The sequence below is a fragment of the Arthrobacter sp. SD1074B genome, from assembly GCF_056780195.1.
This window is the reverse complement of sequence record NZ_JBRAZT010000001.1, coordinates 3,166,824-3,180,184: the sequence shown is the minus strand read 5'-3', so window position 1 is coordinate 3,180,184 and position 13,361 is coordinate 3,166,824. Positions and strand designations below refer to the sequence as shown.

General features: G+C 67.9%; 10 protein-coding genes. 8 read left to right on the top strand and 2 right to left on the bottom strand.

The window, feature by feature from the left end; all coding sequences use genetic code 11:
- Positions 1 to 52 precede the first annotated feature (52 nt).
- Both ACUYM2_RS14775 and gabT read left to right on the top strand, forming a co-directional pair.
- On the top strand, positions 53 to 1,483 hold the full coding sequence (locus tag ACUYM2_RS14775) for a gamma-aminobutyraldehyde dehydrogenase (protein ID WP_481600724.1): 1,431 nt from the start codon (positions 53 to 55) through the stop codon (positions 1,481 to 1,483).
- 108 nt (positions 1,484 to 1,591) lie between these two features.
- Entirely contained in the window at positions 1,592 to 2,947 is a 1,356-nt protein-coding gene (gene gabT / locus ACUYM2_RS14770) for a 4-aminobutyrate--2-oxoglutarate transaminase (protein ID WP_481600723.1), read from the top strand.
- 91 nt (positions 2,948 to 3,038) lie between these two features.
- On the opposite strand, the gene ACUYM2_RS14765 is transcribed toward gabT, so the two are convergent.
- The gene (locus ACUYM2_RS14765; RefSeq protein WP_481600722.1) at positions 3,039 to 3,860 is read right to left on the bottom strand and encodes an AMIN-like domain-containing (lipo)protein; all 822 of its coding nucleotides are present in this window, start codon (positions 3,858 to 3,860) and stop codon (positions 3,039 to 3,041) included.
- A 189-nt stretch (positions 3,861 to 4,049) separates the two neighbouring features.
- On the opposite strand from ACUYM2_RS14765, the gene ACUYM2_RS14760 reads away from it, so the two are divergent.
- Entirely contained in the window at positions 4,050 to 4,922 is an 873-nt protein-coding gene (locus ACUYM2_RS14760; RefSeq protein ID WP_481600721.1) for a universal stress protein, read from the top strand.
- Between the two features lie 144 nt (positions 4,923 to 5,066).
- Here the strand turns inward: ACUYM2_RS14760 and rarD are convergent, their stop codons facing one another.
- On the bottom strand, positions 5,067 to 6,137 hold the full coding sequence (gene rarD / locus ACUYM2_RS14755) for an EamA family transporter RarD (RefSeq protein WP_481601502.1): 1,071 nt from the start codon (positions 6,135 to 6,137) through the stop codon (positions 5,067 to 5,069).
- 149 nt (positions 6,138 to 6,286) lie between these two features.
- Between rarD and ACUYM2_RS14750 the strand changes: the two genes are divergently transcribed.
- From ACUYM2_RS14750 to ACUYM2_RS14730, 5 genes are all read left to right on the top strand, one after another.
- On the top strand, positions 6,287 to 7,735 hold the full coding sequence (locus ACUYM2_RS14750) for an FAD-dependent oxidoreductase (protein WP_481600720.1): 1,449 nt from the start codon (positions 6,287 to 6,289) through the stop codon (positions 7,733 to 7,735).
- Between the two features lie 114 nt (positions 7,736 to 7,849).
- On the top strand, positions 7,850 to 9,280 hold the full coding sequence (locus ACUYM2_RS14745; RefSeq protein ID WP_481600719.1) for a GAF domain-containing protein: 1,431 nt from the start codon (positions 7,850 to 7,852) through the stop codon (positions 9,278 to 9,280).
- A gap of 177 nt (positions 9,281 to 9,457) precedes the next feature.
- Entirely contained in the window at positions 9,458 to 10,981 is a 1,524-nt protein-coding gene (exaC, locus tag ACUYM2_RS14740; RefSeq protein WP_481600718.1) for an acetaldehyde dehydrogenase ExaC, read from the top strand.
- 87 nt (positions 10,982 to 11,068) lie between these two features.
- On the top strand, positions 11,069 to 11,476 hold the full coding sequence (locus tag ACUYM2_RS14735; RefSeq protein ID WP_481600717.1) for a DUF779 domain-containing protein: 408 nt from the start codon (positions 11,069 to 11,071) through the stop codon (positions 11,474 to 11,476).
- A 191-nt stretch (positions 11,477 to 11,667) separates the two neighbouring features.
- Positions 11,668 to 13,251, top strand: a complete 1,584-nt coding sequence (locus tag ACUYM2_RS14730; RefSeq protein ID WP_481600716.1) for an amino acid permease — start codon at positions 11,668 to 11,670, stop codon at positions 13,249 to 13,251.
- Positions 13,252 to 13,361 lie beyond the last annotated feature (110 nt).

The following is a 13,361-nucleotide window of genomic DNA, read 5'->3' as shown; positions in this document are numbered from 1 at the left end:
CGCAGATCCCTCCTACCTGCCTTCCAGGCCAGCACGAAAGAGGTTGTACACCGTGGTTCAAACCTTGCAGAACTTCATCAACGGCGAGTTCGTTACCCCCGCCGGCACCGCCCTGCTCGACATCGTCAATCCCACCAACGGCGAGGTGGTGGCCAAGTCGCCGGTCTCGGTGCAGGCCGACGTCGACGACGCCATGACGGCAGCGAAGAACGCCTTCGCCAGCTGGAAGCACGTAACCCCCGGCCAGCGCCAGCTGATGCTGCTCAAGCTCGCCGACGCCGTTGAGGCCAACAGCGACGAGCTCGTCGAGGCGCAGCACCGCAACACCGGGCAGGTCCGCTCCCTGATCGCCGCCGAGGAAGTGGCCGCCGGCGCGGACCAGCTGCGGTTCTTCGCCGGCGCCGCCCGCCTCCTGGAAGGCAAGTCCGCCGGCGAATACCTCGAGGGCCACACCTCCTACGTACGCCGCGAACCGATCGGCGTCGTCGCGCAGGTCGCCCCCTGGAACTACCCGTTCCTGATGGCGGTCTGGAAGATCGGCCCCGCCCTCGCGGCCGGCAACACCGTGGTCCTGAAGCCCTCGGACACCACGCCGGAATCCACCCTGGTCCTGGCCCGCCTCGCCGGCGAGATCCTCCCGGCCGGCGTTCTCAACGTCGTGCTCGGCACCGGCGAGACCGGCGCCCTGATGGTGGAGCACAAGGTCCCGGGCCTGGTCTCCATCACCGGTTCCGTCCGGGCCGGCATCGCGGTCGCTTCCGGCGCCGCCAAGGGCCTCAAGCGCGCCCACCTGGAGCTCGGCGGCAAGGCGCCCGCGATCGTGTTCAAGGACGCGGACATCAAGAAGAGCGCCGCGGCCATCGCCGAGTTCGCCTTCTTCAATGCCGGCCAGGACTGCACTGCCATCACCCGGGTCCTGGTCGAGGATTCCGTGCACGACGACGTCGTGGCCGCCATGGTGGAGCACACCAAGACCCTGCGCACCGGCTCGCAAAACGACGAGGACAACTACTTCGGTCCGCTGAACAACGTCAACCACTTCAATGCGGTCACTTCCGTAGTGGAGCACCTGCCGGCGAACTGCAAGATCGAGACCGGCGGCCACCGCGCGGGGGAGAAGGGCTTCTTCTTCGAGCCCACCATTGTCACCGGCGCCAAGCAGACCGACGACATTGTCCAGAAGGAAACGTTCGGCCCGGTCATCACGGTGCAGAAGTTCAGCACCGAGGCCGAGGCGATCGAGCTGGCCAACGACGTCGACTACGCCCTTGCCTCCAGTGTCTGGACCACGGACCACGGCACGGCCATGCGGGTCAGCCGCGACCTGGACTTTGGCGCCGTCTGGATCAACACCCACATCCTGCTCACCGCTGAGATGCCGCACGGCGGCTTTAAGCAGTCCGGCTACGGCAAGGACCTGTCCATGTACGGCGTCGAGGACTACACCCGCATCAAGCACGTCATGAGTGCGCTTGACGCCTAACGCAGACGCCTAACGCAGATGCCCAACGCCGCCTCTGAACGCAGGCGCGCAACTGCTCCCGCCCGACCCGGACACGCCGACCCTTCCACGCTTAGAAAGGCCTTCCCCATGACCACCACAGCAAACGACATCACGTACCGTCTGGAGCAGAAGCGCCGCGTCCAGGCCGACTTCCCGGGCCCCAAATCCGTCGCCCTGACCGAACGCCGCAAGGCGGTCGTCGCCTCCGGCGTCGCCTCCAGCGTCCCGGTCTACGTCGCCGACGCCGACGGCGGCATCATCCAGGACGTCGACGGAAACTCCTTCATCGACCTCGGTTCCGGCATCGCGGTGACGAGCGTGGGCGCGTCCGACCCCGCCGTCGTCGGCGCCGTGAAGGAAGCCGTGGAGCACTTCACCCACACCTGCTTTATGGTCACGCCCTACGAAGGCTATGTCGCCGTCGCCGAACAGCTGAACCGGCTCACCCCGGGAGACCACGAGAAGCGGACGGTGCTGTTCAACTCCGGTGCCGAAGCCGTGGAGAACGCCGTCAAGGTGGCGCGCCTCGCCACCGGCCGCGACGCCGTCGTCGCCTTCGACCACGCCTACCACGGCCGGACCAACCTCACCATGGCGCTCACCGCCAAGGCCATGCCGTACAAGACCAACTTCGGCCCGTTCGCGCCCGAGGTGTACCGGATGCCGATGAGCTACCCGTACCGCGAGGAAAACCCGGAGATCACCGGTGCCGAGGCCGCCAAGCGCGCCATCACCATGATCGAAAAGCAGATCGGCGGCGAGTCGGTTGCCGCGATCATCATCGAACCCATCCAGGGTGAGGGCGGCTTCATCGTCCCGGCCGAAGGTTTCCTGCCGGCCCTTGCGGCGTGGGCCAAGGACAAGGGCATCGTCTTCATTGCCGATGAGGTCCAGTCCGGCTTCTGCCGCACCGGCGAATGGTTCGCCGTGAACCACGAAGGCGTGATCCCGGACATCGTCACCATGGCCAAGGGAATCGCAGGCGGCATGCCGCTCTCCGCCATCACCGGCCGCGCCGACCTGCTCGACGCCGTCCACCCCGGCGGCCTCGGCGGTACCTACGGCGGCAACCCGGTGGCCTGCGCCGCGGCACTGGCTGCCATCGGCTCGATGGAGCAGTACGACCTCAACGCCCGGGCCCGCCACATCGAGGAAATCGCCCTGGGCAGGCTGCGCGAACTGGCCTCCGAGGTTTCGGTGGTCGGGGACATCCGCGGCCGCGGCGCCATGCTCGCGATCGAACTGGTCCAGGCCGGCTCGAAGGAACCGAACCCGGAGCTGACCAAGGCCGTTGCCGCCGCCTGCCTCAAGGAGGGTGTCATCATCCTCACTTGCGGTACCTATGGCAACGTGATCCGGCTGCTGCCGCCGCTGGTTATCAGCGACGAGCTCCTGCTGGATGGTCTTGAGGTCCTCGCCGCGGCCGTCCGCGCCAACGCCTGACCGGCCGGGGCCTGACAGGCCCCACCGCAACGTGGACGAGCCGCGGACTGAGAGGTCCGCGGCTCGTCCACGTTCAGGGGTCTTTAGTCGCTTATTTCCAGGAACTGGCGTCGAGCTGGACGGCCACCACGTACAGGTGCCGGCCCTGCTCGATCTTTTCCACCTCATAGACGCGCACTTTTGTCGGCGGCACCGTGGTGCCCGGGCGGCCGACGCCGATTCCGTAGCTGAGCACCCCTTCGAAGTCGCCGGCCGGGGCGTAGCTGGTGAGCGCCCGGTAGCCGATCAAGGGGGCGGGGCTGCTCTTGATGGTGCTGGCCTTGCCGTCCGCCGTGTGCGCCTGGGCGCCGCGGAAAACCACTTTCACGATGGCGCCCGTCCCGGGCATTGGCACGGGCAGGCCGCTGCCGTCGGCGAGCAATTCGGGCACGAACGAGATGTCGTAGCTGGGGAAGGCGCCGTTGAACCGGAAGCTCAGCTGGTCGTAGGGCGGGCTGTCCGAGGGGTGCTGCCCGGCGCCGATCGTGTACAGCGTGGGAAGCGGCTCGGCGGGCGGCGGAGCCAGCGGCACGGGATTCCGGTGCGTGGTCGTGAACGGTGCCGCGGCCGACGGCGAGGCCCAGTCGTGCGTGACGGTCGAGGAAATCACGCGGTCACCGTTTTGCGGGGCGGCGGTCTCGTCGGAATCCGGCGGCAGCGTTGCAGAGGCCGACGGCGTGGCCGAGCCGGTGGGTGACGGCGTCGCCGTCGCGGACGTTGTGGCCGTTTCCGTGGCCGAAGCCGTTGCCGGGGCCGTGCTGCTCCCGGAGGGCTGCGGCGGGGAGGGGGTGCAGCCGCTCAGCACGAGCAGGAAGGCCAACAGGCCCAGCCCGGTCGTTCTTGCCGTCAACCCGTGGTTCCCGATCACGCTCATGGTGAACTCCCCTCCACGTCTTCAGCGTAGCCACGGACGGTGGCGCGCCGCGGGGCCAAAAGTCACCAACTATTCCGCGCATCGCTGGGCTAGAGTCGTTCCTACCACTGCAGGAACGCAGACCGGCCGCCGTTGCCCGGAACCCCGGGCCAGGCTCGATTCTGCCCCAGACCCATAAGGGGTTCTTAGATGCGATACGTAGTTGGCTATACACCCAACGACCGCGGCGCCGACGCCGTCGCGCTGGCCTCGGCCATGGCCCGCGCCCAGGGCGCCCACCTGGACCTGGTCCATGTGGTGGACCGGCACACGCCCTATGTCGCGCTGAACCCGCAGGGAAACCGCGTCAGCGCCGCCGAGCAGTCCGTGCTGACGGCCGAGCGGCAGGGCCTTTCCCTGGTCCCCGAAGGACTCGAAGCCAGGTTCCACGTGCGCCAGGCCGATTCCTTCGCTGCGGGCCTGATCGACGCCGCCAAGGAGTACCGCGCCGGCCTGATCGTGGTGGGCGCGGCGAGCAGCGGGCTGTTCAAGCGCCACACCGTCGGCAGCGTGGCCAACGCCCTGCTGCACGCCTCCCCGGTGCCGGTGGCGCTGGCCCCGCGCGGCTACCGCAACACCGAACCGATCACCCGGCTCACGCTCGCCGTCGGACAGCGCACCGGCGCGGAGGCAGCGATCGACGTCGCGATCGAATCGGCCGGGCGCCGCGGTGTGCCGCTGCGGCTGGTGTCCCTGGTGGAGCTCGACGTCGAGGGCGACAGCGGTGAGAACGTCAACGCCGCGCACGTCCATGCGAACACCGTACTCAAGGCCGCCGCCGACCGGCTCCCGGCAGGGCACTCGGTCAGCGTGGAAGTGGCGCACGGCCGCACCATCGAGGAAGCGATCGACGACCTCGAATGGGACGACCAGGAGATCATGATCGTCGGCTCGTCCCGGCTGGCGGAAAAGAACAAGCTCTTCATCGGCAGCACGGCCAACAAGGTGCTCCGGGCCCTGCCGGTCCCCATGGTCGTGGTGCCGCGCGATTACGTGCGCATCGACACCAGCCCGGAGGACTAGCCCCACCTGCGCGCGAACGTACACTTGCGGCCCCTTGTATCGAGCCGACGGGCCTCAAGTGTCCGTTCGTGCGAAACCGCGGGGCCTCAAGTGTCCGTTCGCGCGAAACCGCGGGGCCTCAAGTGTCCGTTCGCGCGGGGCGGGCTAGGCGGCGGCGCGGGCCAGCCTGCGGGTGACGGAGTTCTTGCGGGCGGTCCGGAGCATGTCCGCCGTGAGCAGGAGCAGGGCGAGCCAGACGACGCCGAAGCCGGCCCAGCGTTCCGGGGTCATAGCCTCCTTGAACACGACCAGCGCCACGATGAACTGGAGCACCGGGGCGAAATACTGCAGCAACCCGATGGTCGTCATCGGCAGCCGCCGTGCGGACGCACCGAAGAACAGCAGCGGGACGGCGGTGATGACGCCGGACGCTGCAAGCAGCCAGAAGTGCCCGGCGCCGTTGCTGGTCAGGGTGGCGGCCCCGGTCAGGGCGAGGACAATCATGGTGGCCCCGGCGAGGGGTGCCAGCACGATCGTCTCCACCGAGAGGCTGGTGAGCGCGTCGGCCCGCGGACCCACGCGCTTCTTGACGAAGCCGTAGAGGCCGAAACTGAACGCCAGGGTCAGGGCGATCCACGGCAGTTTGCCGTAGGAATACGTCAGCACGCCCACGGCAACGAACCCGACGCCGACGGCGGCCCACTGCAGCGGCCGCAGTTTTTCCTTCAGGACAAAGACGCCCAGCAGCACAGACACGAGCGGGTTAATGAAGTAGCCCAGCGACGTTTCGACTGCCTGGCCGGTGGTCACGCCGTAGGTGTAGGTGAGCCAGTTGACCGCGATCAGGCCGGCCGCAAGGGCGAGCGGGCCGATCACGGTGCGGTTCCGGAACGCGGCGCCCATCACCCGCCAGGAGCGGGTGACAGTGATCAGCAGGACGCAGAACAGCAGGGACCACACCACACGGTTGGCCACGATTTCTATGGCACCGGCCGGGTGCAGCACGAAGAAGTACAACGGCAGCAGCCCCCACAGGCCGTAGGCGCCGATGCCGAACAGGATACCCGCCGTCGTATCCTTGTCCACCGCCTTGAGTCCCGGTGCCGCGCCGGGACCGGCGGGGGCGGATCCGGCGCCGGCCGGGCCTGCAGCGGCCCCGGGGGCGGGGGCAGCGGTGCCCGGTGGATTCAGGGCAGCGGGGGCGGGGGTTCCATCGGAGATAGGCACAAGACCAATAACACCACCCCCGGTGCCCCTATTCCTGCCGGGAGCCCTTACAAGTGTTTTCCCTCACCCTGGGGCACACGCCGTCGCGGGGACATTTAGAATGGGGGACTGTGCGCTGTTTCTGCCGGCGCACCCGCCAAGACTCAGAAGGGCTCCCGGTGTCCAACTCGGCCGCAACTCCGTCCAAACGTCCCCTCCGCGTGGCGATCGTCGGCGCCGGACCGGCCGGTGTCTACGCCGCGGATATCCTGACCAAGTCCAACGAAGTCAAGGGCGGCGACTTCGAGGTCAGCATCGACTTGTTCGAGGCCTACCCGGCACCCTACGGCCTGATCCGCTACGGCGTGGCCCCGGACCACCCGCGCATTAAGGGCATCGTCAACGCCCTGCACAAGGTCCTGGACCGCGGCGACATCCGTTTCCTCGGCAACGTCAGCTACGGCCGGGACCTGACACTGCACGATTTCCGCGCCTTCTACGACGCGGTGATCTTTTCCACCGGCGCCATCAAGGACGCGGACCTGGACATCCCGGGCGTTGAACTCGAGGGTTCGTTCGGCGGGGCGGACTTCGTCTCCTGGTACGACGGGCACCCGGACGTGCCCCGCGACTGGCCGCTGGACGCCAAGGAAATCGCGGTGATCGGCAACGGCAACGTGGCACTGGATGTCGCCCGGATGCTGGTCAAGCACGCCGATGACCTGCTCGTCACGGAGATCCCGGACAATGTCTACCGGGCTCTGAAGAATTCGCCGGTCACGGACGTGCACGTCTTCGGCCGCCGCGGGCCGGCGCAGGTGAAGTTCACGCCGCTGGAGCTGCGCGAGCTTAGCCACGCCAACGACGTGGACATCGTCCTGTATCCGGAGGACTTCGAGTTCGACGAGGCCTCAGACGAGGCCATCCGCACCAACAACCAGATCAAGACCATGGTGAACACCCTCGGCAACTGGCTTGTCGAAGAGCACGCCGAGGCCGAGGAACCGTCCTCCCGCCGGCTGCACCTGCACTTCCTGCACAACCCGGTGGAAATACTCGGAGAAAAAACAGGCGACGCTGCGCACCCGGGCAGGGTGGCGGGCATCAAGTTCGAGCGCATGCGGCTGGACGGCACGGGCAACGTCAAGGGCACGGGGGAGTTCGTCGAGTACCCGGTGCAGGCCGTCTACCGCGCCATCGGGTACCACGGTTCCCCGCTGGCCGAGCTGGAGTACGACGCCCGGCGCGGTGTCATCCCGAATGAGGGCGGCCGCGTGCTCGGCGCCGACGGCAAACCCGTGCCCGGCATCTACGCGACCGGCTGGATCAAGCGCGGCCCCGTCGGCCTGATCGGCCACACCAAGGGTGATGCGCTGGAGACCATCGGCTTCCTGCTCGAGGACCGGCTGAGCCTCCCGCCGGCGCAGAACCCGGATCCGCAGGCCATCATCGACCTGCTGGATGAGCGCGGCATCAAATACACCACCTGGGAAGGCTGGAACAAGCTCGACGCCCAGGAACTGGCCCTCGGCGCCGCCTGGTCCGCTGCCCACACGGACGACGGCGTGGTGCGCGAACGCATCAAGGTTGTACCGCGGGACGAAATGATCCGGATCTCCCGGGACTGACCAGGCGCCGCTACGCTCTGGCGGCCCCTGACGAAGGCCCATTAGACTGGGCCGGACGACGCTGCCTCCGGCATGCAGTCGCGCCCTGGAAGGTGCCCGTCAGGTGGGAGTTCAATGAGGAATCCGGTCGAGCAGGCAGCCCCGCGCAGTTCCGGCCACGGCCAGAGCCCGGAACTGCGCCAGCAGCATGCCCGCGCGGGGCATGAGCAGCTGGACTCCCTCGGCCTGGCCGGGGCGCAACTGCCCGGGCTCCGCAGCCTGATCCGGGAATCCTGGCAGCGCTCCGCCCAGCTGCACGCCAACCCGGACAACCCGGAAGCCCCGCTGGCCATGGACCGCGAGGAACTCGAGGAATACCGCCGGCAGCACCCGCTGGCCGCGATCATGCCCGTGATCCACAAACTCCTGGTCCTGCCCAGCCACGACAGTGGCATGCTGGTGGCCGTCGGTGATGAAGTGGGCCGGCTGCTCTGGGTCGAGGGCGACCCCGCCATGCAGCGCCGCGCCGAGGGAATGATGTTCGTCCCCGGCGCCGACTGGTCCGAAGCCACCGTCGGCACGAGCGCACCCGGCACCGCGCTTGCCCTGGGCCGCGGTATCCAGATCGCCGGCGCCGAACACTACAAGCGCTCGGTGCATCCGTGGAGCTGCACGGCCGTGCCATTCCACGACCCGGATTCCGGCGCCCTGCTGGGTGTCGTGGACATCACCGGCACCGAATCCGCCGTCGCGCCGCACACCCTGTCCCTCGTCGAGGCGACCGTCGCCGCCGCGCAGGCGCACCTGCGGGTGGAACGGCTCCAGCTCGCCGCCACCCGGCAGGCCGCCCCGCTCCGACGCCGGCAGCCCGCCGCGTCGGGCACTGCCGCCGGGGGCATCGCAGCCGGGGGCACCGTGGCCCGCGGCACAAGGGCAGCCGGCACGGGCACCCGGCCGCCCGGCAGCTTGTACCGCAACAGCCTGCAGCTGCTCGGCCGCGACCAGGCCGTGCTGAGCATCGACGGCCGCACCGTCACGCTGTCGGCACGGCACAGCGAAATCCTTGCCCTGCTCAGCATGCATCCGGAAGGACTCAACGCGGAGGAGCTGAGCGCCCTGCTCTACCGGCGCGACGGATCCACCATGACGCTGCGGGCCGAGATGGTGCGGCTGCGCAAGGTGCTGCAGCAGCTCAACCCGGATGCCGTCCCGGAGTCCCGGCCGTACCGGCTGCCGGTGGATCTGGTGCCGGACTCCGGTCAGGTCCTCAGCTGCCTGCAGCGCGGCGCACACCGGATCGCGCTGGAAATCTACCGCGGCGCAGTGCTGCCACGTTCCGAGGCGCCCGGCATCGGGGAACTGCGCAGCCGCGTCTCGTCCCTGCTGCGTGAGGCGGTGCTGACCGACGGCAGCGCCGAATCGCTGCTGAAGTACGCCGAACTGCCGGAAGCGCGGGACGACGTCGAGGTCCGCGCCGCCGCGCTGAAGCTGCTCCCGCCCCGCTCGCCCAAGCGGGCCGCCGTCGTCGCGGACCTGGAGCGGCTCCACGCGGAACTCAGCGCCTGAGCCGGACGGCACCGCGTTCCGCGGACCGCGCCCTGAACACGCCGCGCGAGTCGGCGTGATCCGGCTCACATGGTTGCAACCTGCTCGCAACCTCCCCGCTCCTAAGCTGGGGCCAGCGGCGGCCGGAGAAATCCTGGCCGTCTCCGCCACCCATCTTGCACAGCAAAGGAGCTAGCAATGACTGTCTACGCACAGCCCGGTACCGAGGGTTCGAAGGTCACCTTCAAGGACCGCTACGAGAACTGGATCGGCGGCGAATGGGTTGCCCCGGTCAAGGGCCAGTACTTTGAAAACATCACCCCGGTGACGGGCAAGGCCTTCTGCGAGGTCGCCCGGGGCACCGCCGAGGACATTGAGCTGGCCCTGGACGCCGCGCACAAGGTCGCCCCGTCCTGGGGCAAGACCTCCGTCGCCGAGCGCGCCGCCGTCCTGAACAAGATCGCCGACCGGATCGACGAGAACACCGAGATGCTCGCCGTCGCCGAGTCCTGGGACAACGGCAAGCCGATCCGCGAAACCCTCAACGCCGACATCCCGCTCGCCGCGGACCACTTCCGCTACTTCGCCTCCGCGGTCCGCGCCCAGGAGGGCCGGCTGTCCCAGCTCGACGACGACACCACCGCCTACCACTACCACGAGCCGCTCGGCGTCGTCGGCCAGATCATCCCGTGGAACTTCCCCATCCTGATGGCCGTCTGGAAGCTGGCCCCCGCGCTGGCCGCCGGCAACGCCGTCGTCCTCAAGCCGGCCGAGCAGACCCCGTCCTCGATCCTGGTGCTGATGGAACTTATCAGCGACCTGCTGCCCGCGGGCGTCATCAACGTGGTCAACGGCTTCGGCGTCGAGGCCGGAAAGCCGCTCGCCTCCAGCCCGCGGATCCGCAAGATCGCGTTCACCGGCGAGACCACCACCGGGCGCCTGATCAGCCAGTACGCGTCCCAGAACCTGATCCCGGTCACCCTGGAACTGGGCGGCAAGAGCCCCAACATCTTCTTCAACGACGTCGCGGACAACAACGACGCGTTCTACGACAAGGCACTTGAAGGCTTTACCCTGTTCGCGTTCAACCAGGGCGAGGTCTGCACCTGCCCGTCCCGCGCCCTGGTCCAGGACGGCATCTACGACTCGTTCATGGCCGACGCGCTCGCCCGCACCCAGAAGATCATCCAGGGCAACCCGCTGGACACCGACACCCAGCTCGGCGCCCAGGCCTCCAACGACCAGCTTGAGAAGATCCTGTCCTACATCGACATCGGAAAGCAGGAGGGCGCCAAGGCCCTCACCGGCGGCGCCCGCGCCGAACTGTCCGGCGACCTCGCCGGGGGCTACTACGTCCAGCCGACTATCTTCGAGGGCCACAACAAGATGCGGATCTTCCAGGAGGAGATCTTCGGCCCGGTGGTCTCCGTGACCCGCTTCAGCGACTACAACGACGCCATGGGCATCGCCAACGACACCCTCTACGGTCTCGGTGCCGGCGTCTGGTCCCGCAATGGCAATGTCGCCTACCGTGCCGGCCGGGAGATCCAGGCGGGCCGGGTGTGGGTCAACAACTACCACGCCTACCCGGCCGGTGCCGCGTTTGGCGGGTACAAGTCCTCCGGCATCGGCCGCGAGAACCACGCCATGATGCTGGACCACTACCAGCAGACCAAGAACCTGCTGGTCAGCTACAACGAGAACAAGCTCGGCTTCTTCTAAGCCAACGCGGCGGGGCGGACCGCAGTGGTCCGCCCCGCCTCGCCGTTTCTGCGGTGACTGCCGTCCCTACCTACAGGAAGTAGCCCAATGACCCAGACCAGGCTCGACGCCGCCGTGACGCTGGCGGGCGAGGACTTTTCCCGAGTGGCCCTCACCTCGGAAGCCGTCCTGCTGCTGCGCAAACTGTGGCTCCAGCACGGCCCGCTGATGTTCCACCAGTCCGGCGGCTGCTGCGACGGCTCCTCGCCGATGTGCTACCCGGCGGGGGAGTTCCTCACAGGCGACTCGGACGTGCTGCTGGGCCGGTTCGACATCTCGGACGGGGTGGAGCCCCAGCCACTGGAATTCTGGATGTCCAAGGAACAGTTCAACTACTGGAGCCACACGCATCTGACGGTCGACGTCGTACCCGGCCGCGGGAGCGGATTCTCGGTCGAGGCGCCGGAGGGCAAACGCTTCCTGATCCGCTCGACGCTGATGGACTGGCCCGTCTGAGCCGCTGAACCCCTGAGCCGCTGAACCCCTGAGCGCGAACGTACACTTGGGGTTCCTTCCCGCGAGGGCCGCAAGTGTACGTTCGCACTCTTGTGCGTCTCACCATGTGGGATTAAAACGGCCGTCCAGTGGATGGACACTACTATTAATAGGTCTGTTTCCAACCAGCTACCGAGATTTTGGACTTTCCTATGAACCTTTTCCGGACCAAATCCATCGAGCAGTCGATCGCCGACGCCGATGAGCCCGGACGCAAGCTGAAACGCTCGCTCAGCACTTGGGACCTGATGATCATGGGCGTCGCAGTTGCCGTCGGCGCCGGGATCTTCTCGGTCGGGGCCAAGGCTGCCGCCAACTTTGCCGGCCCCGCCGTCACCATTTCCTTCGCGATCGCCGCCGTCACCTGCGCGCTCGCGATCATGTGCTACGCCGAATTCGCCACCGCCATCCCCGTGGCCGGCTCCGCCTACGTCTTCACGTACGCCACGATGGGCGAGGTCCTCGCCTGGATCATCGGCTGGAACCTCATCCTCGAGCTCTTCACCGCCGCCGCCGTGATTGCCAAGTACTGGGGCATCTACCTCAGCAAGGTCTTCGCGCTGATGGGCCTGGACGTCCCGCCGTCGATCTCCGTGGCCGGCGTCGACCTCTTCTGGGGCGCCTTCCTGATCGTCGCCGTCTTCACCGTCCTGCTGGTCTTGGGGACCAAGCTGTCCGCCCGCGTCGGCAACGTCTTCACCCTGATCAAAATCGCCGTCGTGCTCTTCGTGATCGTGGTCGGCTTCAGCTACGTAAAGTTCGAGAACTACGCCCCGTTCGTCCCGGCCTCCGAGCCCACCGGCGGCACCGGCGCTACTGACGTGCTCAAGCAGTCCTTCTTCGGCTTCCTCACCGGAGCGGCCCCTGCCCAGTACGGCACGCTGGGCATCTTCGCCGGCGCCGCCCTCGTCTTCTTCGCCTTCATCGGCTTCGACGTCGTCGCCACCTCCGCCGAAGAGGTCAAGAACCCGCAGAAGACCCTGCCCCGCGGCATCTTCGGCGGCCTCGCGATCGTCACCGTGCTCTACATCCTCGTGTCGCTCGCACTGACCGGCATGGTGTCCTACACCAAGCTCGCCGAGGCGAAGAACCCAACGCTGACCACCGCCTTCGAGGCCGTGGGCAACACCGACGCCGCAAAGGTCATCGCCTTCGGCTCCCTCGTGGGCCTCACCACCGTGATCATGGTGCTGCTGATGGGCCTCTCGCGCGTGGTGCTGGCCATGAGCCGCGACGGCCTGCTGCCGCGGTCGCTATCCAAGACCTCCACCATCCGGGCGACGCCCGTACGCCTGCAGATCATCTGCGGCACGGCCGTGGCGGTCGTGGCCGGATTGACGAACGTGGACCTGCTCGAGGAAATGATCAACATCGGCACGCTTTCCGCGTTCGTGATGGTTAGCCTCGGCATCCTGGTGCTGCGCCGCAAGCGCCCCGACCTCAAGCCGGCGTTCCGCGTGCCGTTCGGCAAGGTCCTCCCTGTCGTGTCGGCCGTCCTGTGCCTGTACCTGATGACCAACCTGGCCGTGGAAACCTGGATCTTCTTCGCCATCTGGCTGGTTATCGGCATCGCGATCTACTTCGCCTACGGACAGCGCCACTCCCGGCTGAACGAGAAGTTCGCCGAGGCACGGGCCGCCGTCAACGACCCCGCTGCCCAGGCAGCCATACCGGCCGCCCAGCCGGCCGCCGAGCCCGCCGTCGTCGAGGACAACGACGCCTACACGCGCTCCTAGCCACACCCCCGAATACCAACGCGGGGCCACTGACGGACCGTCCGGACAGACCGGACCGTCCGTCAGTGGCCCCGCTTGCTGTGTGGCGGAGGGTTCGGCCCGGCCCCGGT

Excerpts from the sequence above, each read along its gene's own strand:
- gabT (WP_481600723.1), top strand. The coding sequence starts at position 1,592 with ATGACCACCACAGCAAACGACATCACGTACCGTCTGGAGCAGAAGCGC.
- ACUYM2_RS14760 (WP_481600721.1), top strand. The coding sequence starts at position 4,050 with ATGCGATACGTAGTTGGCTATACACCCAACGACCGCGGCGCCGACGCC.
- exaC (WP_481600718.1), top strand. The coding sequence starts at position 9,458 with ATGACTGTCTACGCACAGCCCGGTACCGAGGGTTCGAAGGTCACCTTC.
- ACUYM2_RS14745 (WP_481600719.1), top strand. The coding sequence starts at position 7,850 with ATGAGGAATCCGGTCGAGCAGGCAGCCCCGCGCAGTTCCGGCCACGGC.
- ACUYM2_RS14730 (WP_481600716.1), top strand. The coding sequence starts at position 11,668 with ATGAACCTTTTCCGGACCAAATCCATCGAGCAGTCGATCGCCGACGCC.
- ACUYM2_RS14765 (WP_481600722.1), bottom strand. The coding sequence starts at position 3,860 with ATGAGCGTGATCGGGAACCACGGGTTGACGGCAAGAACGACCGGGCTG.
- ACUYM2_RS14735 (WP_481600717.1), top strand. The coding sequence starts at position 11,069 with ATGACCCAGACCAGGCTCGACGCCGCCGTGACGCTGGCGGGCGAGGAC.